This is a genomic window from Alteromonas sp. Cnat2-8, from assembly GCF_022348355.1.
GTDB lineage: Bacteria > Pseudomonadota > Gammaproteobacteria > Enterobacterales > Alteromonadaceae > Alteromonas > Alteromonas macleodii.
This window is the reverse complement of sequence record NZ_JAKREX010000001.1, coordinates 232,367-252,733: the sequence shown is the minus strand read 5'-3', so window position 1 is coordinate 252,733 and position 20,367 is coordinate 232,367. Positions and strand designations below refer to the sequence as shown.

The window sequence follows — 20,367 nt, the reverse complement described above, 5'->3', positions numbered from 1 at the left end:
ATAGCGTCTACTTTTTAAAAGTAAGAAACGACACAAATGTCGCTTAGTATTTATATAGTGAGATGCATATATGAAGTTGATAAATTCAGTGCTTTCCAAGGTTGTTATTGGAGCAACTGGCGCTGTGCTAGCTCATGCTGCTATTGCTCAAAGTAATGGTGTTGGTGACTCGTCAGTCAGTTTGGAAGACTACGTTCGCAAGGTAGTAAACGAAAACCCAGAAGTGCAAGCCAGCTGGCGTCAACTTCAAGTTGCTATGTCAGACGTTGATATTGCTCGTGGCGGCTTTCGCCCTCAGGTCGATGTGTTGGCATCAAGTGCTTATACCGATAGAAACTACGGGCTAGATCGGGAGTACATGGGACATACCGCGCAAATCGCCTTAACTCAGATGCTGTACGACGGTTTCTTAACAAGCAGTGAAGTTAAACGTTTTAAACAAGCGCAAGTGGTACGCTTTTTCGAACTAATGGGTGAAGTAGAGCAGAAATCTCTGGATACGGCTCTCGCCTACATGGATGTAAAGATGTTTCGTGAGCTCTTAAAACTCGCTGAAGAAAACTTAATTACTCATGTGGACGTGTTTAAACAAATTGAAGAAAGTGTAGAAGCAGGTGTAGGTCGTCGTGCCGATTTGGAACAAATTAGCGGACGTTTGTCTCTGGCCGAGTCTAATGTGCTTACCGAGCTGTCTAATCTGCACGATGTTACCGCGCGGTTTTTACGGTTGGTGGGCGAGAAGCCCGCGAATAACTTGCAGCCGGTAACGTTAAACTCTGCGTATGTTGATGCTAGTGTTACGGATATTCAAACCTTACTCACTAACGCCTACGGCACCAACCCCCAATTTAATGCTGCTATTTACAACATTGATGCCCAGCGTTACGCCGTGGACAGTGCAAAAAGTCTTTATCATCCGCAAGTCAATTTAACCGCAAGTTATGGCGCACAAACGCGAGACCAAGCTGCGCTAAATAACACCATTACTGAAGCCAGTGTTGGCGTTAACTTTTCTTATAACTTGTATAACGGTGGTTCGGACCGCGCAGCGATTCGACAAGCATTATCACAGGTAGATTTAGCAAAAGACTTGCGGGACAAAGCCTGTATCGATATGAGACAAACGGTACAAATTGCTTATAACGATATTATCAATATTACTGAGCAGCTACCCTCACTGAATGCCCACCGCCTGTCTTCAGACAGAGTAAAGTCTGCATACATGGATCAGTTTACCATTGGTGAACGTTCCCTATTAGACTTACTCGATTCCGAAAACGAGTACTACGAATCTAGTCGCGCATATTTAGAAGCACAATACACCTTAGAAAAGGCGCGTGTAAGACTGCTTGCGGCCTCGGGGAGCTTGGCACAAACGTTAGGAATTACAAAAGATGGCGTGCCTGATGTACTGAACAAAGCTGAAGAGAGAATAAGCTACGACCCTAACTACGTTTGTCCGGTCGTTCGTACAAACTTTGAAGATGAACTTAATATTCTTAAGCGCGACACAGATGGCGACGGCATTGTGGATTTGTGGGACGACTGCGTCGATTCTACACCAGGTGCCATGGTCGACGACTTTGGTTGTGAAGCCAAAGAGCCTGATATGGCGCCAGAACCAAGTGCTGCAGATTTTACGTTAGATAATGCGAAGATAATCAATTCATTCAACGTCAATATCGAATTTGCGTCTAATTCTACCGAGGTTTTGCCTGAATACGAGAACTCGCTTTGGGATGTCATTGAAGCCTTAAACAATGACCCAAATTCAGGGGTGATTATTCATGGTCACGCCTCTCTAGATGGGGATGCAGCCTACAACCAGCGGTTGTCTGAGCGCAGAGCTAAGGCGGTTGCGTCGCTGCTTATGAATAAAGCGAACATAGAAGCTAGAAGAATTACTGCGGTTGGTTACGGAGAGAGTCGTCCGCTGGTTGATGAAGAATCAGACGCGGCGAACGCCCGTAATCGCAGAATTGAAGCGGCTATTATCCAGCTTCCTTCTAACGAATAGCAATGTGTAGGCCTATATGAAGGAAAAGAAGGTCGTAGACGACATATCCTATTTGGAACAGCAAGGAGGCGTATTGATGGATTGTTTGATTACGATCTGTCATGCGCACCATCTGGATGTATCTCGAGTCAGCCTGCTCAGTGGGCTTCCCTTAGATAGCGGCGAATTATCGCCCACAGGATTTGAGCGTGCAGCTAAACGGGCGGGACTCGTCAGCAGAACGGTTAAGCGCGATTTAGACCACATTAATACTGCGCTTTTGCCCGCTGTATTAGTCTTAAATGAAAAGCAAGCCTGTGTACTACATGGCTTAGAGCCTACCCATGCAAGAGTTTCGTATCCAGAACTAGATGACGCCGTGGTTGAAGTTCCCAGAGATGAACTTGCTGCCCGTTATACTGGGTACATCATATTTGCTCGACCCGAGATGCACGCGCATGAGACCAATGCTCAAATTGACAAATCCTCAGTAGGGCACTGGTTGTGGTCATCTATCAAATCTGCAAAAGGGCTGTATAGGGATGTACTAATAGCCTCTGTTTTTATTAGCCTGCTTTCCATTGCCCTGCCTCTTTTTGTAATGAATGTATACGATAGGGTGGTGCCAAATGCGGCACTGGAAACCTTGTGGGCGCTGGCGATCGGCGTGCTTTTAGTTCTCGCGGCAGATTTCCTGTTACGCATGCTTCGGCAGTACTTTGTAGAACTGGCGGCAAGTCGGCTAGATGTCACGCTTTCTGCAAAAATTATGGAAAAAGTACTGTCTATAAATTTGGCCAGTAGACCAGCAAAAAGCGGTTCCTTTATAAACAGCTTGCAATCTTTTGAGAGTATTCGGCAGTTTTTTGGTTCTGTAACGCTGGTGGCATTGGTTGATTTGCCATTCGGGCTCCTGTTTGTCGTTATCATAGCCATGATCGATTTTTACTTGATCATTCCTATTCTTATTGGCGCCACCGCGCTTTTCCTATACGCCATGAAAGCGCAGCGCGTAATGCGTTCTCTTTCAGAAGAGTCGATGGAGATTAGCTCTCGAAAAAGCTCCCTCGTTACCGAAAGCGTGACTTCTTTAGAGGACATTAAGGCTTTTGGTTACCAGAGCCGAAACCAAAGTGCGTGGGAAAAACAGACGATATTTCTAGCCAAAGTTAACGCCAAGCTGCGTTTGGTTTCGATGTCGGTAAATAATGCTGCACTTTGGGTTCAGCAGTCAGTCGGCGTTGTAATCATTTTAACTGGTGTATATCTGATCATTGAAGGTGTAATCACCCAAGGTGGATTGATTGCTGCCTACCTATTGTCTAGCCGAGCTATGGGGCCGGTCTCCCAGGCTGCGGCTTTATTGGCGCAATACCATCACGCTGAGACGGCGAAGAATGCCCTTGACGATATTATGTCTTTACCGAGTGAGTCAGGCAGTAATAAGCAGATAAAAAGTAATATTGTGCTTAAGGGTAATATTGATGCAAGCCAGCTTTGCTTTAAATATCCGGATGAAACCGTACTTGCACTCAAAGACATAAACTTCTCAATTAAACAAGGTGAGCACGTAGCGATTTTGGGCAAAAACGGATGCGGAAAATCTACCTTGAACAAACTGCTTATGGCCTTTTACCGCCCTGAGTCTGGGCAGTTACTCGTGGATGGCATTGACCTTCAGCAATACGACCCGACACTACTTCGCAAACAGATAGGTTACGTGCCACAAGACGTCAGCCTTTTCTACGGTTCATTGAAAGACAATATTATGTCTGAAGATTTACATATCGATGAAAGTGACTTTTGGGAGGTACTGACTCAGTGTGGTTTGGCGAAACTTGTTAATGGAAATGCCAACGGGGTAGAACAAAATGTAGGTGAGCGAGGTAGCTTACTTTCTGGTGGTCAGCGACAAGCAGTAGCGATGGCTAGAGCGATAGTGCGAAACCCTGCGATATATATCATGGATGAGCCTACCTCAGCCATGGACTCAACGAACGAAGCGCAGATGAAGGAAACCATAAAAGCAGCGACATCCGGCAAAACACTCATCATCAATACTCATCGTACTACGCTGCTTGACCTTGTTGAGCGCGTGATTGTTGTCGAGAACGGAAAAGTTATTGCTGACGGTAAGAAGGAAGATGTACTTGTTCAGTTTAAACAGCCAAGTCAAATACTTAAGAGGGCGCCATGATTTTAAACAGTGGTGGTGAGAAAAAAGACTGGTTGCAGCGATTAATGCGAGGTTGGCTAGCGCCACCTCCAGGTCAGGACTGGGTATTGGAAGCCGAGTGGTCACGTATAATGCAAACGCCGGTGAAAGCCCGTGGGCTTTTGTATTTGGTATCACTAGTTTTATTTCTTTTGGTGGTGTGGTCGTATTTTGCAGAGATTGATGAAGTTGCCAAAGGCGATGGTAAAGTCATACCGTCACAGCAACTACAGGTTCTCCAATCCTACGACGGAGGAATTGTACAGGATATATTAGTACGAGAAGGGCAAACGGTTGAAGCTGGGCAAGTGTTATTAAAGGTTGATCCTACCCGTTTTTTGTCAAGCCTTGAAGAAAACACAACCCAGTTTGCGGCGCTGGCGGCGAAAGTGCAGCGCTTATCAGCGCTTACCCAAGGTGACGTGTTGCGGTTTAATCGAGAGCTTCGCGAACAGGCTCCAACGATCGTTGATAACGAACGCAAGCTCTACAATTCCAACTTGGCGGAGCTTGATGAAGTTGCAGCAGGATCGGATTCTCGTATTATGCAACGCCGTCAAGACGTGGAAGAAGAGCGAGCGAATCTTTCCCAGTATCAAAACGTTTTGTCCCTCTCAAAGAAAGAGCTCTCTGTGACCAAGCCATTACTTGCATCAGGTGCTGTGTCGGAGATTGAAATCCTTCGATTGGAACGTCAGATAGTAGAGCTAGAAGGAAACATCACCAAGTCCAAGGTAGCGATTGAGCGTGGGTTAAACGCCATCGAAGAAGAAATCATAAAGAAGGAAGAAGCGCGTCTTAAACTGGTTAATCGATGGAACCAAGAATTGACCGAAGCCACCGCCGAAATGGCGACATTGCAGCAGTCTCAAACCAGTTTAGAAGATGTGGTGTCACAAGCAGCGCTGAGATCGCCAATCAATGGTACGGTGCAGCGCTTGCTCATCAATACCATTGGTGGGGTCATTACTCCAGGCAGCGCGGTAGTGGAACTCGTTCCTCAAGACGATCAACTTATTGTTGAGGCAAAGGTCTCGCCTAAAGACATTGCGTTTATTCGAGAAGGGCAGCAGGCCATCTTAAAATTCAGTGCTTACGACTTCACTATTTATGGCGGTATGTCCGCTGAAGTCCGACATATCAGTGCAGACGCCATTACCAACGAGAAAGATGAAACCTACTATTTAGTCAGGCTTGAAACGAAGAAAAGCATTGCTGATGAAGCGTTAGATATTTTACCTGGAATGATCGTACAGGTAGACATATTGACGGGAAAGAAAACAGTCCTTAACTATATCTTATCCCCTCTGTTCAATGTTACAGCCTCTGCGCTGCGGGAGCGTTAAATGAGACATTTCATTGCCGAGAAAGATTTGCAAGGGGCGCTAACCCAGTATTCGTGGACCAGCTATAGTCGGGTTGATCAACTAACATGTGATCAAACTGATTGTATATGGATATTGGCAAGCGATGAGAACTGGCGGCAACAGCTAATTGAAGCCAAGCAAAAAGTAACACAAGTGGTATTACTGACCTACAAATATGACCGTTTAGAGATGCAAACAGCGCTGATGCTAGGCGCTAGGGCGTATTGTCACGCATTAGGAACCCAGTCTCTTTTATTTTCGGTAGCGAGGGTGATAGAAGCCGGAGGAATGTGGTTACCTAATGAGTTGCTTTTAGTGACAACATCTAATGTGGCGGTCAATCTGCAGTCTAAACGCGTGTTACCTGCTTTAAGTGGCTTAACGAACCGCGAAAAGGACGTATTGAGCGGCATTTTAGATGGGTTAAGCAATAAAGAAATTGCAAGAGAGCACGGTATTACCGAGCGTACCGTTAAAGAATATGTGGGTACGCTCTTACACAAATTTGAGGCAAAGGACCGAATCAGTCTATTACTCCGACTTGGTGAATTTAGTCATCTAAAAGATGCTCTATAACTTCCATGTGTGATACAACGCCGTCAATACCAAGTTCTATAAAGAGCGCTTGATGGTCAGAGCGTTTAACGCCGTCGGCGTATACTTTAATACCGAAAGTATGCGCCAGTGAGCAGAAGCCTCGAAGGAAAGCGTGATTAGCTGGGTTGAAGTCTATGTCGGCCATAAATGCGGAATCAATTTTCACATAGTCTAGCCCCATCTCTTGCACATCTAACAGTTGCGAGAACGATTCGCCTACGCGTTTAAGGCCTATTTCGCATTCTTTAGCTTTAAGCGTAGTGCAAAAGTCGCTAAATTCGTCAGGGAAACGTGTTGCTGTAGATTCCCTTACTTCGAAACACAGCTGTTTAGCTGCTTTTGAGTTGCTGCCTATTTGATAATAAAGCTGTGCAAGGGTTTCAGGGTCTAGCATGAACTGTTCGGAGCAAAGAAAAGCAAACTTCGATTCTGTGCCAGAACGGTTAATGTAATCAATAAGGTGAATAATGGTTGTCAGTTCTAACTGTGGCAACAAACCTAAGTAACGTGCCCAGTGGGTATAGAAGCCGCTCTTTCTAAGCTCGCCGTCTATGTTCACCCCAGCCCAGCTTTGGTAATGAACCAAATTTCTGTCTATATCGAGCACTGGGAAATTAAATGTTTCTACATCGCGCTCATCGATAGCACGTTTGAGCTCTTGCTCCCATCGCTTCTCTTCCACAAGTGAAATGAATTCTCTTAGCGGGGCCTCGACAAACGGTTCGTCCATTTCATCCGCTTCGGCTTCATCTATCATTGCATCAGCGCGCATAAGTGCGTTTGAAAAGCTGTCATCCGGTCGTAATTTCACAACCGACTGAAAGACTTGAGGGTCGCCATCGCGGCTAAATGCACTTAAACACGCACCGTGTAATGCTTCAGATATAGTAACGGCATCGTGTGTTTCGGTGAGGAGAATAGCAAATTCATTTTTTTGCATTCTAGCAATACGACTGTCGGTGAAAAGGTGATGATGCATAGAAAGGCAATCATTAATTTCTTCAACGAAGTCGCGAATACGATTTTTACGTATATTGGCCGGGGAGCGCAAGAAACCTTCGCCCTCAGTAAATCTCACAAAAAAGACGCAGTTGACGCCTTCTGTATCGCGAAAGGCAAGTTGGCCTTTTAAAATCGATATAAAATAGTCTCTGTTGGCAACACCAGATTCGTCGTCGAATTGGGTTTTATAGCGCATGAGATCAAGGCGGGAATTTTCCTCCTCCATAATCTTCTTGGACGTTCTCGCTAAGAAGTTCATCGCGCGAACCACACGTTTGAGTTCTAGCGTGCGAGGTTCGGGCAGTTGAACAAATTTCATTTCACCAAAAGACTCGGCTTGACTAACAACGCCATCCAGAGGTCGAATAATAAAACGAAGTGCCCACGCGCCTATTATTCCTGAGAAGATACCTACAAGGGACAAGCCAAAAATGAGCCGTTGAGTAGCGCGCCACATAGATGCGACGGCGAAGCTGGTGTCGGTTTCAACATATATCGTACCGTACTGACCCCACCCCTCGCTAACCTGAGCAATACCTGGATTGACATTCGGTGAGAAATTGTCTGCAAACCATCTGGGCGTGTCTTCATCTAATTGCACTTCGTGGGTGTGGGCAGACACAATTTCGCCGTCCGCTTTTTGAAGTACAATTGTCGCGTAGTGTCCTATATCGAATTGGGACATGATGAAAAGGTCTAAAGATACGGGGTCTTTTTCTAATCCACTTAGCGTTAACGCCATCATACTTGCGTTATCTAAGTTTTTTGAGTAAAGCTGTTCTTCTACGTATTGCTTCGTAGTAATTCCATGAATTGTCACGCTACCTGCAATTGCAACAAGGACAACGACTACAATGGCTAGCCATAATTCTCTTGTTATTGACATAAACTCCTAGGACCTTCTGCTAATCCCCTCTTGCTTCATGCGCTCAATAACGTCACGCCACCTAGATAGTCTACTGGTAGACGAAGAAACCTGTGCCGTTTTGCCTGGTTGCCAAATACCTGAGTCGTTAAAACTAAAAACAGGTATCAGGTCTGTGCGCTGTGAGCCGGGTAATACATTAGACACTAAGCTGTCTAGCACAAGGGGATCCGATGAAGGGGAGTCATAGTATCCTAAAACCATATGTGCTTGTGTTACTCGACTTCTACCAATCTTCGCTTTTACATAAATTAGGCGAAGTTTAGAACTATCGATACCTAAGTGTAGCAGAGCTACGTATTTTGCAATGGCATAATCCTCACAATCTCCGCGAGAATGGCCAAAAAGTTCAGAAGGGGTTGCCCAGTAGTCTTTTTCTTTAAACACAATATCGTCAGTAGCATACTGAATATGCTCATCAAAGAAAGCGTTTACACCAAGCAATTGATCTTTGACACCCTTACTTTCAAGAGCGTGTAGGGCAGCTTCTAGCGCTGCAACGTGTGATGCTTTATCAGCTCCAAATTTATTTTTTACTTCCTGTTCAAGCTTTGGAAACTCGATTACATACTGATCCTTCATTTGCTGTCCAGCCAGTAGCAGGGCCACTAATGCTAAGCAGTGCGACGCAAATAGAGAAAGGGTCATAACTTCATTATTTTAGTTATACTAAAGTATAGGCGAGAGTAACCGTCTTCACCTAAAGTTTAAGTATAATTTGCTATACGTAGTTATAGGTATAACATGGCTGTGCTGATAAACCAACCATGATTTCGAATGCTAAAGTGGAAATCGAGAAAGACTATTTTTTTACTACAAAATCGTGTTCTTGAATGTTTGCGATAATTCCTGCACCTTCGTTTACTACTAGAGACGAATTACCGTAGGCACTACTCACTACAAATTTGCCAGGATATAGCGAGTACTGTAAGTATTTACGGCCACGGTTATCGACAATCTCTTTAGCTTGATAAAGGTATAGTTCATCTTTTTCAGAAATGCCATTGTCTCTGCCTAAAGATACAGAAATTTTATCGCCGGCAACATTAATCACTCTACCTGTCATTGGCTGGCATGCAGTGGCTTCTTTTATGTCTTCAATCGCTTCTGCTATTGTCGCGTTGACAGTTTGCCCATAAAGCGACTGCCAAAACTTCGTCGAAAATTCATCTACATCTTCGAATCTGTCGAATGTCCATTCTCCTTGATTCTGATAAGACTTAGTCAACAACAGGCCTCCATTAATGCCGTCATAGACTTGAATGGTCATAGCAAAGGAGCGTCGAGAAGTACCCTCACGCCACGGTGTAAAAACCGAAGCCTCTTCCCGTGTCATGCTTAAATCATCTATCATGCCCACCAGCACAAATTGAGTATTACTTTGCGCTGAAAGCGTGCGTACATTTTGGTCAGTATATCGACTGTCAAATTTTGCAGTATGTGGCGCGATATAGATAATATCTAGGTTTTCAGTTTTATTTCGCATGGCCTGCGCTAACTGCTGGGTGAATGAAGCATCGAAATTGGGAATATTACCCTGTGTTAGCTGCGCTCTGTTACGTACCCTGAAATGTGTAGTAGCGAAATGTTTTTGGTCATTTTGTGCGGCGCACACTTTTCCTCTTGGAAAAATGTCAGCGCGAATACTTACCGTAATCACATCGCCGCTATAAACTTCATCAACTAGTTCCAATTGTTCAACTTCGCCGGTAGAGCGAATGGTCATCTCTTCATTTTTAAGAAGACCATTTGTAAGCTTGGCGACACTATGAACTGATGCGCCTGCAAAAAGCATGGCTTGCTTAAGTGCCTCTTGGGTAGCCGCATGTCTGGCAGTTTCCTTATCACCATTTTGCACCACAGCCTGTCCTGTAGCCTCGTACCACACGGCATTTGCTTGCCCAACCAAAAATGCAAACAGGCAAATTACCGCCACGACTGCATTTAAAATAGTTACCAGCTTTGTTTTGCTAATATGTCGCACCGCACACCTCTGGAGGTTTTTATCTAACTGCGCTATGCAAAGCGCCCGGTTTATGAAGCGAAGTATGCGAAAAGAGTGCCAGTTGATGTGGTTTCGTCGCCATTAAATCAATCGGGCGCATATCTTGCACATATCTTGCAACGCGTATCTTGCTAAAGGTTTGTAAAAAGCGTCAGTTTAGATATGTCAAAATCTGCTACCGCGAGTATGGCAGTATCTCGTAGTTACAAGGCTGCCACCGACGAGAGCAGCGTAACTACACATTTGATTTTATTAATAATGCAATTTGGAAATGAAACTATGTGCTTGAAAAAAATACATAAATCAAAATCGCTGCTGCTGTCTTGCTTTCTTGGTTTAGCAATAAGCACTGGTGGATGCGGCATTATTGATAAACACGTTGAGTGGGAAACAATAGAACCAGAAAGCTATCCCGTGCTCAAGGCGGTGGGCTATGCGCCAATTTCCTCCCAGCATGGCGAAAGCGACAGCATGAAGCTTATAATGGCGATGAAAGCGTCAAAATTAGATGCATACCGAGAGCTAACTGAACAAGTCTATGGTCAAAAAATTGAAGGCAATCAGTCTCTGTCTCACTTGGTTATAGATAGCGAAACATTGCGAGCATCTGTAGAGGGGGTCATTAGAGGCGCTGAAGTCGTTAAAGCCTATCCAGTAGGTGAAGATACATACGTCACCGAACTCGCTTTAGATATGCAGCAGGTTTACGATATATATCTGTCGACCGCAAAACCGCGCCGAGTAAAGGATGTTAAGTATTATTAAACGTTAGCGAAAGGGGAGTTTGCGCAAGTGGCTGTATCGTGAAGTCTTGAAACATGCGCAAATTCACAGAGATATAATTTACTTTTACCGGTTAAGGCTTAATGGTTAAAGCTCGCTGAGTGGGGTTTACTGAAATCGCAAAAAATTAGGCGCTCACTCCCGACCCTAAAGTCCCGCCTTTCGGCTTTCCTTTTTTGTCATAGGTGAGCGATTCTTTGGCACGAACTTCCATCATCAAGTTACGTAAGTGTGTGAGGCGTAGCTGTCCTTGCTCTACGGCTTTTTGATTGACCTGCGTGCGGTATTTGCAATCGTCCAGAAGTTTCTTTGCATTAGTCATTAATGCTTCATCTTCTTCTGACATTGAGCCTTGATCGCTAATTGTGCGCTCAATGCTTCCATCGAGAGCCTGAATAGACGTTAACAGTGCTGTCTTTTCGTCTAACAAGTTCATTAAAGATTCGGCGTCTCGCGAACTGATAAGTTGCAATTCTTTTTCAAGCAATACGGCAAGTGAAGACAGTTGCTCCACTTGCTTTATTAGTGCTTGTGTCAATTGGCTTTCTTGTTCAGTCACGTTAGCTCTCTTCTGGTTAGTTACGAGTTTTGTCGCTCACTATTTAGCGCCAAAAATCTCACCTTCTAGTTTTGCAATCTTGTTGGCAAGCACTTCAGGATTAACTTTATACTCGCCACTTTGAATCGCTCGCTTAAGGCGATCGACTTTATCTTGGTTCACAGGCGCTTCCGAACCTTTCTTCTGAACCTGGTTGAGCTGCTGAGCAGATTGCGTCAACGATACAGAATCCTGACGAGGAACTGATGCGGTTTGCGCAGCCTGTGTTGATGCCTGCTGTGGAGATTGCTGCGTTTGGTTTTGCTGCGCAACCTTTCCATTATCAACGGGGGTTTTCGGTAACCCATTGTTTATATTGTTAATTGCCATAATTAGTCCTCACTACTTTTTCGCCTCTGTAAAGTATATCGGCCTTTTGGCTAATTTCTTTAGCTAAATTGTGAACAAAAAAGTAGATATTCGCTGCCTCGTTTATAAGTGTATCACGACTTCTTCAGGGCTTGCGACTCTTGCTATCACCGCCTTTTGGCTACTGGCATTAATTACCTTAATATTGTCACCAACAACACCGTCTTGCTGAGCGATTCCGGCTGTTTTCACTTCCATACCTGCTACCTCAGCAGTTATGGTAATTCTGTCGCCTTTGCACACAAAGCATAGCATATTTGACTGTATAGCTTGTCCGTCAGTCACTCGGCGTTTTATTCTAGCCCCAATAAGCGCTTCTAGTTCAGTAAATGCGGTATGGCGTAATCGTCTTACATCAACTTTTGCCAGAGAGAGATTCGATGATGTCAGTACGGTTCCTGGACTTATTGCGCCTTGGGTGACAACAATTTCTTTGGTACGCGTTACTTGCCCGCTGGTAAAAAGGTACCATTCATTATTTCTACAGCTCACTCTAACTGATATATACGATTGGCTCAGCGCTTCTTGCGACGCATTGTATTCGAACCCAGTTGGGCAGTCAGGAATATTTATCCTATCGTCTATCTTCACAATAGACACATCAATGCTAGTATCCTGCGTATTATCAGCAAGTTGAGTTATTAGGTATTGTTTTGCGCCTTCTTCAACCTGTTTGTGATTGGTTTGTGTCGCCAAGCAGTTCATAGAAAGCACACTGAAAACGGTCAATGACAGTAATCGTGTGAATGTAAGGCGCGTTTTGGCGTTCATATTTTTCATCATGACTTTTCGTGTTCAGTTTACAAGTTATTGACTATGCTTAATACGGCCGATTTGCTTAGTGCAAATAAATAACAGCCAAAGTAAATCCATAAGGTTTACAAGCACGAGCGTCAACGCAGGATCATTGATTAAGTTAAGGTATAAACCCTTACTAAAGACTGAAAAATGCTATTTAGTGTCATTTTTCTGTCGTTTGACCTGCAAAAATTTAGTGATATTGTCTATCTTTATCATAAGAGGCAATGATCATGCCCAGTATTACTTAGAGGTGACCTATGTCGGGGATTTTAGATTCAGTAAACCAGCGCACGCAGCTTGTTGGGCAGAATCGCTTAGAGTTGCTGCTGTTTAGACTGAACGGCCGCCAACGCTTTGGAATTAACGTTTTTAAAGTGCGGGAAGTGCTTCAGTGTCCTCCGCTAACAGCAATGCCGAAATTAAACCCGTTGGTTCGTGGTGTGGCGCACATCCGTGGTCAAACCATATCGGTCATTGATTTAAGTATGGCAACACGCGGCCGTAAAATTGAAGATCTCTCTAATGCCTTTATTGTCATTGCGGAATATAACCGTTCAGTTCAGGGCTTTTTGGTGGGTGCCGTAGAGCGTATCATCAACACCAATTGGGATGCGATCATGCCGCCACCTCAAGGTACCGGCAGAGCAAGCTATTTAACGGCGGTGACTGAAGTTGAAAATGAACTTATTGAAATTCTAGACGTTGAGAAAATTTTAAATGAAATTTCTCCGTTGAATGCCGAAGTAAGTTCAGAGGTGGCAGAAGGTCTGACAACCGAAGGCCAAGAAAACAAAATTATCTTTATTGCAGATGACTCTGCGGTAGCGAGAAACCAAGTTAAAAAGGCCCTAACTTCACTAGGCTTAGAAATTGAGCTAGCTAAAAACGGTCTTGAAGCATTAAACAGGCTTAAAGAAATTGCGGAAGAGTACGGCGATGTAACGAACCGTGTAGGCGTGCTGGTCTCAGATATCGAGATGCCAGAAATGGACGGCTATACACTAACCGCCGAAATTAAGAATACGCCTGAACTTCAAAAGCTTCATGTTGTATTGCATACGTCGCTCAGTGGTGTCTTCAACCAAGCTATGGTGCAAAAAGTAGGGGCTGATGACTTTATCGCGAAATTCCACCCCGATGAACTTGCTACCGCGGTACAAAAGTGGCTAATGACTGAGTGCGAATAACGGAGCAAGATAGGATTGGCTAATAAAGACGTTTCGCCAGCAAGTTACCTCAAGTTTAGAGAGTTTTTGGAAAAGCAATGCGGCATAGTATTAGGTGATAATAAACAATACCTAGTGCGCAGCCGTTTAGCTTCATTACTCTATAAGCATAAGTATGAGTCTGCTGACGAACTGATTGACGTGGTTGTGAAAGGGTTCGACAGAACTTTACTACAGAACGTTATTGACGCAATGACCACAAACGAAACGTTGTGGTTTCGAGACAACTATCCCTTCGATTTACTTGTAAAAGAGTTACTACCAACACTATCGGCAAAAAATCAGAAGCTTCGCATATGGAGTGCCGCTTGTTCGTCTGGACAAGAGCCTTATTCTATTGCGATGTCTGTACTTGAATATCAGCGCCAAAGGCCAGGTGCATTAAGAGCGGGTGTTGAAATTGTTGCTACAGATTTATCGTCAGAAATGCTGCAAAAGTGTGAGTTAGGTATTTATGACGAACTGTCCCTTGCAAGGGGATTGTCCCCGCAAAGGAGACAGGCCTTTTTCCAGCAAAATGATAGCGGGCTTATGCAGGTAAAACCCGACGTTCGTCGGATGGTAAGCTTTAGAAGTCTAAATTTACTTTCGAGCTATGCAGCACTTGGCCGCTTTGATATCGTTTTTTGCCGTAATGTTTTGATTTATTTCTCGGCCGAAGTAAAACAACGCATCCTGCAACAAATTGCCGGACAGCTGCAGCCTCAGGGTGTGCTTTTCCTTGGCGCCTCTGAATCGATCAGTGCTGCAAGTGATACCTATAGTATGGTTAAGTGCCACCCTGGCCTTTACTATCAAAAAAAATGATCTAACTTATCGGCCTGATAAATAATACTTTTTTTACGATCAGGTCGACACTTTTGACTTACACCCTCCGTCAAAACCTCATTATGGCATTTGCCTTGCTAACTATTTCTACAAACGACAGTAAAACGGCAAGATTCGATATTTAATTGTCCGCTTACATTGTCACCACGAACAAATTTTTAGTATGTCAGAGGTCATGTTATGGCTATTAACCTAGATAAGCTGGTTGGCTTTCATGAGTCAGCACTCACTATACGCACAGAGCGTATGGAAGTGATTTCTGGAAATCTAGCGAACGCAAACACGCCTGGTTATAAAGCGCGGGACATTGATTTTAATAAAGCAATGCAGTCGGCTATGCGAGAAGCATCTGGTGGTACAGCCAATCACGCTTCTTCAGGAATGGTGCGGACAAATGATCGCCACTTAAGCGGCAATTCTACGTCAGTAGCGGCAAACTTTGACATGCAATACCGCATCCCAACGCAACCAGACACTGGCGACGGTAATACGGTTGAAGTTCAAGCGGAAAGAAATCGGTTTTTAGACAATGGATTGCGCTACCAAGCCAGCCTAGAATTTTTGAACGGAAAAATTAAAGGCATGAAAAAAGCGCTTAGCTCAGGAGGTCAGTAGTCATGAGTTTATTTAATGTAATGCAAATTTCGAGTACGGGTATGGAGGCGGAGAATGTACGTCTTAATACTACGGCAAGTAATATTGCCAACGCTAACTCGGTTAGCAGCAGCTATGACGAAACATACCGAGCTCGCCATCCAGTTTTCGCTACGGCGTTGCAAGATGCAATGCGCGACCAGTCGAAAGGTGCAGGTGTTCAAGTAAAGGGTATTGTAGAAAGTGATGCTCCTTTGCAAGTGGAGTATTCACCTAACAACCCGATGGCAGATGAAAACGGCTACATCTATAAACCCAACGTGAACATTGTGGAAGAGATGGCGAATATGATGTCAGCGTCCAAAGCGTATGAAACTAACGTGCAGGTTGCGGACACCACAAAGCGTATTTTCCGTCGCGTACTGCAGCTAGGTCAAGGGCAGTAACTTGCCGCTTGAATAATGTGAGGATTACTCAGTGAATACCATAAACAATACTGGCTTAAATACTGATCTGTATTGGCAAGAGGAAACCGTCAAAATAGCTGACGGCACCGAGCAGCAGTTAACCCAGGAAGATTTCTTCTCAATGTTAACTGAGCAGTTAGCCAATCAGGATCCCACTGCACCCGTTGATAACGATCAAATGGTAGCGCAGATGACATCATTTACGATGGCCGACGGTATTTCCCAGCTTAACGAAAAGTTTGAGTCGTTTGCAGCTTCAATGACATCGAATCAAGCGTTACAAGCCTCTAGTCTTATCGGGCAAAACGTGCTGGTTCAAGGTAACGTGGGTTATATGGCCAATGAAGGCGATGGCATTTCGGGTGTCATCGTGAATGAAAAAACAGTTCAGAATATGACGATCACTATTGAGAACCAGTTTGGTGAAGTCATAAAAACCATTGATGCAGGCACACAAAGCGCTGGCAACATTGAGTTTGAATGGGATGGCAAAGATAAGCATGGCAACCAGATGGCACCGGGTGAATATGTTATCAGTGCCACTGGCGAGTTGAATGGAGAAGGTGTTCAGCTGAATACCGCCGTTAATCGCCATGTTGGAAGTGTAAGCTTGGCTGGTAGTGGTCAAGGCGTAATTTTGAATTTGGATGGTGATGTCAGTATCAATCTTGATGACGTCATTCAAATCGGCAGTTAGTAGGAGAATCAATAATGTCTTTTAATATTGCACTGAGTGGCGTATCAGCCGCACAAAAAGATTTGGATGTAACCGCCAACAACATCGCAAACGTAAATACAGTTGGCTTTAAAGAATCTCGCGCTGAATTTGGCGATGTTTATGCGGCATCACTGCTTTCAGGTGGCAAAACTAAAGTAGGTGACGGTGTACTCACTCAAGAAGTTGCTCAGCAATTTTCTCAAGGTAGCCTTCAGTTTACCAATACCTCGCTTGATTTGGCGATCACAGGTAATGGTTTCTTTGCGACAGTACCTGAAATTACGTCTCGCGACTTCTCGTTCACACGTGCGGGTCAGTTCAAGTTAGATAGCGACAATTTCGTGGTTAACAGTAACGGCGATAACTTATTGGGTTTCCCCGTTAACTCTGATGGTACAAGTGCCTCGGTAGCACTTAGTACTACAGAGCCAGTACGTATCCCAGATTCTTCGGGTTCTCCCGCACAAACCACAGAAGTTGACATTCGAATGAACTTGCCTGCTGGTGATGCAGCCCTAGATCCACAAGATTTTGACCCTGAAGATCCGCTTACCTACAACGCAGCAACATCGGTAACCGTTTACGATTCGTTAGGTGATAGTCACGTAATGACCTATTACTTCATAAAGGATGCGACACCGGGTGTTGATAATGAGTGGTATGTTGCTACTGCAATCGATGACACGCTAGTTGATATGACAGATTCAGCGGGTAATGACACAGACCCAGCAACAGCAGTAAATAGTGTCGGTGGTAACACTGGTAACGCCGTAACAGCATCTAAACTCATCTTCTCTCAAGGCGGTGATTTCGTTGGTATGGAAACGCCTGATGGCCTACCTACACTTGATTTCAAAATGGAAACAGAAGCGCTAGGCGCAGGTATTCTTGCTAATGGCTCAGATCCTACGCAGCAAATAAGTATAGATTTCAACCTCGATGTTAATAGCGCTACGCCTAATGAGCCGACTCAGTTCGCCTCTGCGTTCGAGGTTACATCATTAGAACAGGATGGTTTGCCTGTAGGTCGATTGACGGGTATCGATATCGGTCCTGACGGCCTGGTTCGTGCAACGTTCTCTAATGGTACGTCTGAACCTATTGTTCGTGTCGCTTTGGTTCGCTTTTCTAATGAACAAGGCCTAACTCAAGAGAGCAGTACTCAGTGGAAGGAAAGTATTCTTTCTGGTGAGGCACTAGCGGGTGAAGCAACAACTGGTACTTTCGGCGAAATTAACTCTTCGGCGCTAGAACAAGCTAACGTTAACCTTACCACTGAGCTCATCGATATGATTATCGCTCAGCGTAACTTCCAGGCAAACTCGCGTGCGCTTGAAGTGAACAACTCGCTAAACCAGACTATCCTTAACATTCGATAGTTTGCAGTAAGCTACATTAGCAGATTGCTAAGCGGCAAATTTTAGGCGCGGAAAACCGTACCTATTTGACCCGATTTAGAAAGGTCGCAACAATGCGACCTTTTTATTTTTCTATATATATCAATTCAATACCGCCCTTATTTTTCAATTGCACTAAATATCCACAGATTGGCACTGCCTTTGCAAAATCTTGTTTAAGGTTTAATCAGAGTCAAAAGTCAGTCATGGACAAACTTCTCTATATTTCAGCAAGTGGCGCCTCCCAAGACCTTCTCGGAACAGGGATTAGGGCCAATAACTTGGCTAATGCACAGACAACGGGATTCAGAGCGCAGTTAGAGCAGGCAAGGTCAATGCCGGCCTACGGCGAAGGTTTGCCGACTCGCGTGTTTTCCATGACAGAAAGCCCGTCGAATAATTACGAGTCGGGTCCGATGATTAAAACAGACCGCGACTTAGACGTAGCCATCCAAGGTGATGGTTGGTTCGCTGTACAAGATCAAAATGGTCAAGAAGCTTACTCGCGTGATGGAAATTTCAAGTTAGGCGATGACGGAATTTTGACAGATATCCACGATCGCGTCGTGCTTGGTGACAATGGGCCAATATTCCTTCCTGTTCCTTTAGATAATCTCAATATTGCGGCCGATGGCACGTTGTCAATGAGACAGTTAGGTGCCCCTGCCAATGTTATTGAAGAAGTGGGGCGACTTAAATTAGTTAGCCCAAACTATGCAGACATGGAACGTGGGAACGACGGCTTATTTAGAATGGAAGATGGCTCAATAGCGCCAGCCAATGCCAACGTGAAAGTAATGTCGGGCATGCTTGAAGGTTCCAACGTCAATGCGGTTGACGAAATGGTAGACATGATAAGTCTGCAACGTCACTACGAGCTTCAAGTCAAAATGATGAAGCAAGCAGAGAAACTAGATCAAAGTGGCAATGCGTTATTACGCATTCTGTAAACGAATTTTTATCATCGTTGCCCCATGAGCAACGTCGGAGGTTAACATGCATCCAGCACTATGGATAAGTAAAACCGGACTAGACGCCGCACAGACTGATGTGGCAGTGGTATCTAACAACCTAGCCAATGCGTCAACTGTGGGCTTTAAAAAAGACCGCGCGGTGTTTGAAGATTTGCTTTATCAGAATATCAATCAGCCAGGCGGTCGTTCGTCTGCTGACACAGAGCTTCCTTCTGGGCTTATGCTTGGTTCAGGCTCGAAGGTCGTTGCTACTCAAAAAGCACATACGCAAGGTAACCTGTTAACCACTGAAAACGCGCTTGATATGTCAATTCAAGGTCGTGGTTACTTTGAAATATTGCAGCCAGACGGCACCATTGCATATTCAAGAAATGGTCAGTTTTCACTGAACGACCAAGGCCAAATTGTTACATCTGGCGCGGGTTTTTTGCTTCAGCCTGAAGTGGCTATTCCCGAAGATGCGCAACAAATCACAATTTCTCAAGATGGTGAAATTAGCGTGAGCATACGGGGCCAAGCTGAACCGCAGGTACTCGGTCAGCTTAATATTTCTGACTTTGTTAACCCAACCGGATTACAACCAACCGGACAAAATCTTTATGTAGAGACAGCGTCAAGCGGTGCGCCTATTCAGGGGGTCCCTGGTCTGCAAGGATTGGGTTATATCTCACAAGGCACGTTGGAAACCTCTAACGTAAACGTGACCGAAGAGTTAGTAAACCTTATCGAAAGCCAGCGCTTGTATGAGATGAACTCAAAGGTTATCTCATCGGTCGACCAAATGCTTGGTCAGGTTATTCAGCAACTTTAGTAGGTAGCATCATGCGTATTTTAGGTTTATCTGCTGCACTTCTGATACTTGGCGGTTGCGCCAGTACAAACGAGCCTCCCGTTCAGGCAAACGACCCGTCGTTTGCACCGGTAGTGCCAGATTACCCGCGTGAAACGGTAGTAGAGGATGGCTCGCTTTTTCGTTCGCAGCTTGCTAATAACTTATATTCTGACGTTACCGCAAGAAGAGTCGGTGACATCATCACTGTAACGTTAAGCGAGAATACCCAAGCGAGCAAATCAGCCGACACTAGCACAGCGAAAGATTCAAACGTCAATCTTAATCCTATTACCGGGCTTGCTGGGCAGGCGATAAACATTGGCGGAGAGTCCGTACAATTAGGAATAAGTTCATCCCGAGATTTCTCCGGTGATGCCACTGCTAACCAAAGCAACAGCTTAAACGGCGCTATCTCAGTTACTGTGGTCGACGTACTTCCTAACAGCAACCTTGTTATTCGTGGCGAAAAGTGGCTAACCCTGAATCAGGGCGATGAATATATTCGTCTTACCGGTATCATTCGTCCGGCAGACATTAGTCCCGAGAATGAAATCGTGTCCACTAAGGTTGCAAATGCGCGTATCCAATATTCGGGTACGGGAAGTTTTGCGCGAGCACAAGAAAAGGGTTGGTTAACCAAGTTCTTTGATTCTGCTTGGTGGCCTCTTTAGGT

Annotated in this window: 20 protein-coding genes; 14 read left to right on the top strand and 6 right to left on the bottom strand. The window is 44.7% G+C overall.

All coding sequences use genetic code 11. The annotated features are described in order from the left end of the window. Window positions 1–70 precede the first annotated feature (70 nt). The 4 genes from MHN00_RS01130 (at window position 71) to MHN00_RS01115 (ending at window position 6,154) form a co-directional block, all read left to right on the top strand. The gene (locus tag MHN00_RS01130; protein ID WP_239299917.1) at window positions 71–2,017 is read left to right on the top strand and encodes a TolC family outer membrane protein; all 1,947 of its coding nucleotides are present in this window, start codon (window positions 71–73) and stop codon (window positions 2,015–2,017) included. A gap of 76 nt (window positions 2,018–2,093) precedes the next feature. Beyond that, a complete protein-coding gene (locus MHN00_RS01125; RefSeq protein WP_342340373.1) occupies window positions 2,094–4,193 on the top strand; it encodes a type I secretion system permease/ATPase in 2,100 nt (699 codons plus the stop codon). Then, window positions 4,190–5,557, top strand: coding sequence for an HlyD family type I secretion periplasmic adaptor subunit (locus MHN00_RS01120; RefSeq protein WP_039224798.1), 1,368 nt, complete (start codon window positions 4,190–4,192; stop codon window positions 5,555–5,557). Before MHN00_RS01125 ends, MHN00_RS01120 begins: the two co-directional genes overlap by 4 nt. Then, entirely contained in the window at window positions 5,558–6,154 is a 597-nt protein-coding gene (locus MHN00_RS01115) for a response regulator transcription factor (RefSeq protein ID WP_239299913.1), read from the top strand. Here the strand turns inward: MHN00_RS01115 and MHN00_RS01110 are convergent. The 3 genes from MHN00_RS01110 to MHN00_RS01100 form a co-directional block, all read right to left on the bottom strand. Beyond that, window positions 6,129–8,063 carry a LapD/MoxY N-terminal periplasmic domain-containing protein gene (locus MHN00_RS01110; protein WP_239299911.1) on the bottom strand — a complete coding sequence of 645 codons (1,935 nt, stop codon included), beginning with the start codon at window positions 8,061–8,063 and terminating at the stop codon, window positions 6,129–6,131. The genes MHN00_RS01115 and MHN00_RS01110 overlap by 26 nt on opposite strands. 6 nt (window positions 8,064–8,069) lie before the next feature. Beyond that, complete coding sequence (locus MHN00_RS01105) at window positions 8,070–8,750, bottom strand: transglutaminase-like cysteine peptidase (protein WP_039224806.1); 681 nt, start codon at window positions 8,748–8,750, stop codon at window positions 8,070–8,072. 154 nt (window positions 8,751–8,904) lie between these two features. Further along, complete coding sequence (locus MHN00_RS01100) at window positions 8,905–10,086, bottom strand: flagellar assembly protein T N-terminal domain-containing protein (RefSeq protein ID WP_239299909.1); 1,182 nt, start codon at window positions 10,084–10,086, stop codon at window positions 8,905–8,907. A 300-nt stretch (window positions 10,087–10,386) separates the two neighbouring features. Here MHN00_RS01100 and MHN00_RS01095 point away from each other — a divergent pair, with 300 nt between their 5' ends. Beyond that, window positions 10,387–10,872 carry an LPP20 family lipoprotein gene (locus MHN00_RS01095; protein ID WP_014948587.1) on the top strand — a complete coding sequence of 162 codons (486 nt, stop codon included), beginning with the start codon at window positions 10,387–10,389 and terminating at the stop codon, window positions 10,870–10,872. A 145-nt stretch (window positions 10,873–11,017) separates the two neighbouring features. Here the strand turns inward: MHN00_RS01095 and flgN are convergent, their stop codons facing one another. The 3 genes from flgN to flgA all read right to left on the bottom strand — a co-directional run bounded on the left by flgN (window position 11,018) and on the right by flgA (window position 12,637). Continuing rightward, window positions 11,018–11,449: a flagellar export chaperone FlgN gene (gene flgN, locus MHN00_RS01090; RefSeq protein ID WP_239299908.1), complete on the bottom strand. Its 432-nt coding sequence runs from the start codon at window positions 11,447–11,449 to the stop codon at window positions 11,018–11,020. A 39-nt stretch (window positions 11,450–11,488) separates the two neighbouring features. Continuing rightward, window positions 11,489–11,818 (bottom strand): flagellar biosynthesis anti-sigma factor FlgM, encoded by a 330-nt coding sequence (gene flgM / locus MHN00_RS01085; protein WP_014948589.1) that lies wholly within the window; start codon window positions 11,816–11,818, stop codon window positions 11,489–11,491. 102 nt (window positions 11,819–11,920) lie between these two features. Further along, the gene (flgA, locus tag MHN00_RS01080; RefSeq protein WP_014948590.1) at window positions 11,921–12,637 is read right to left on the bottom strand and encodes a flagellar basal body P-ring formation chaperone FlgA; all 717 of its coding nucleotides are present in this window, start codon (window positions 12,635–12,637) and stop codon (window positions 11,921–11,923) included. Between the two features lie 278 nt (window positions 12,638–12,915). Between flgA and MHN00_RS01075 the strand changes: the two genes are divergently transcribed. The 9 genes from MHN00_RS01075 (at window position 12,916) to flgH (ending at window position 20,365) form a co-directional block, all read left to right on the top strand. Further along, on the top strand, window positions 12,916–13,845 hold the full coding sequence (locus MHN00_RS01075; RefSeq protein WP_014948591.1) for a chemotaxis protein CheV: 930 nt from the start codon (window positions 12,916–12,918) through the stop codon (window positions 13,843–13,845). A gap of 15 nt (window positions 13,846–13,860) precedes the next feature. Further along, window positions 13,861–14,691 (top strand): protein-glutamate O-methyltransferase CheR, encoded by an 831-nt coding sequence (locus tag MHN00_RS01070; protein ID WP_014975874.1) that lies wholly within the window; start codon window positions 13,861–13,863, stop codon window positions 14,689–14,691. Window positions 14,692–14,892: 201 nt separating this feature from the next. Further along, window positions 14,893–15,327: a flagellar basal body rod protein FlgB gene (flgB, locus tag MHN00_RS01065; protein WP_014948594.1), complete on the top strand. Its 435-nt coding sequence runs from the start codon at window positions 14,893–14,895 to the stop codon at window positions 15,325–15,327. 2 nt (window positions 15,328–15,329) lie between these two features. Beyond that, on the top strand, window positions 15,330–15,752 hold the full coding sequence (gene flgC / locus MHN00_RS01060; protein WP_012517627.1) for a flagellar basal body rod protein FlgC: 423 nt from the start codon (window positions 15,330–15,332) through the stop codon (window positions 15,750–15,752). Window positions 15,753–15,783: 31 nt separating this feature from the next. Beyond that, on the top strand, window positions 15,784–16,470 hold the full coding sequence (gene flgD, locus MHN00_RS01055) for a flagellar hook assembly protein FlgD (protein WP_012517628.1): 687 nt from the start codon (window positions 15,784–15,786) through the stop codon (window positions 16,468–16,470). Window positions 16,471–16,484: 14 nt separating this feature from the next. Then, complete coding sequence (gene flgE, locus MHN00_RS01050; RefSeq protein ID WP_239299906.1) at window positions 16,485–17,870, top strand: flagellar hook protein FlgE; 1,386 nt, start codon at window positions 16,485–16,487, stop codon at window positions 17,868–17,870. Between the two features lie 224 nt (window positions 17,871–18,094). After that, window positions 18,095–18,838, top strand: coding sequence for a flagellar basal body rod protein FlgF (locus tag MHN00_RS01045; protein ID WP_012517630.1), 744 nt, complete (start codon window positions 18,095–18,097; stop codon window positions 18,836–18,838). Between the two features lie 46 nt (window positions 18,839–18,884). Then, window positions 18,885–19,673, top strand: coding sequence for a flagellar basal-body rod protein FlgG (flgG, locus tag MHN00_RS01040; RefSeq protein WP_014975875.1), 789 nt, complete (start codon window positions 18,885–18,887; stop codon window positions 19,671–19,673). 11 nt (window positions 19,674–19,684) lie between these two features. After that, on the top strand, window positions 19,685–20,365 hold the full coding sequence (flgH, locus tag MHN00_RS01035; protein WP_014948599.1) for a flagellar basal body L-ring protein FlgH: 681 nt from the start codon (window positions 19,685–19,687) through the stop codon (window positions 20,363–20,365). Window positions 20,366–20,367 lie beyond the last annotated feature (2 nt).

Excerpts from the sequence above, each read along its gene's own strand:
- MHN00_RS01110 (WP_239299911.1), bottom strand. The coding sequence starts at position 8,063 with ATGTCAATAACAAGAGAATTATGGCTAGCCATTGTAGTCGTTGTCCTT.
- flgE (WP_239299906.1), top strand. The coding sequence starts at position 16,485 with ATGTCTTTTAATATTGCACTGAGTGGCGTATCAGCCGCACAAAAAGAT.
- MHN00_RS01075 (WP_014948591.1), top strand. The coding sequence starts at position 12,916 with ATGTCGGGGATTTTAGATTCAGTAAACCAGCGCACGCAGCTTGTTGGG.
- MHN00_RS01095 (WP_014948587.1), top strand. The coding sequence starts at position 10,387 with ATGTGCTTGAAAAAAATACATAAATCAAAATCGCTGCTGCTGTCTTGC.
- MHN00_RS01125 (WP_342340373.1), top strand. The coding sequence starts at position 2,094 with ATGGATTGTTTGATTACGATCTGTCATGCGCACCATCTGGATGTATCT.
- MHN00_RS01045 (WP_012517630.1), top strand. The coding sequence starts at position 18,095 with ATGGACAAACTTCTCTATATTTCAGCAAGTGGCGCCTCCCAAGACCTT.
- flgA (WP_014948590.1), bottom strand. The coding sequence starts at position 12,637 with ATGAAAAATATGAACGCCAAAACGCGCCTTACATTCACACGATTACTG.
- flgH (WP_014948599.1), top strand. The coding sequence starts at position 19,685 with ATGCGTATTTTAGGTTTATCTGCTGCACTTCTGATACTTGGCGGTTGC.
- flgC (WP_012517627.1), top strand. The coding sequence starts at position 15,330 with ATGAGTTTATTTAATGTAATGCAAATTTCGAGTACGGGTATGGAGGCG.
- flgB (WP_014948594.1), top strand. The coding sequence starts at position 14,893 with ATGGCTATTAACCTAGATAAGCTGGTTGGCTTTCATGAGTCAGCACTC.
- MHN00_RS01120 (WP_039224798.1), top strand. The coding sequence starts at position 4,190 with ATGATTTTAAACAGTGGTGGTGAGAAAAAAGACTGGTTGCAGCGATTA.
- MHN00_RS01105 (WP_039224806.1), bottom strand. The coding sequence starts at position 8,750 with ATGACCCTTTCTCTATTTGCGTCGCACTGCTTAGCATTAGTGGCCCTG.
- flgG (WP_014975875.1), top strand. The coding sequence starts at position 18,885 with ATGCATCCAGCACTATGGATAAGTAAAACCGGACTAGACGCCGCACAG.
- flgM (WP_014948589.1), bottom strand. The coding sequence starts at position 11,818 with ATGGCAATTAACAATATAAACAATGGGTTACCGAAAACCCCCGTTGAT.
- MHN00_RS01130 (WP_239299917.1), top strand. The coding sequence starts at position 71 with ATGAAGTTGATAAATTCAGTGCTTTCCAAGGTTGTTATTGGAGCAACT.
- MHN00_RS01115 (WP_239299913.1), top strand. The coding sequence starts at position 5,558 with ATGAGACATTTCATTGCCGAGAAAGATTTGCAAGGGGCGCTAACCCAG.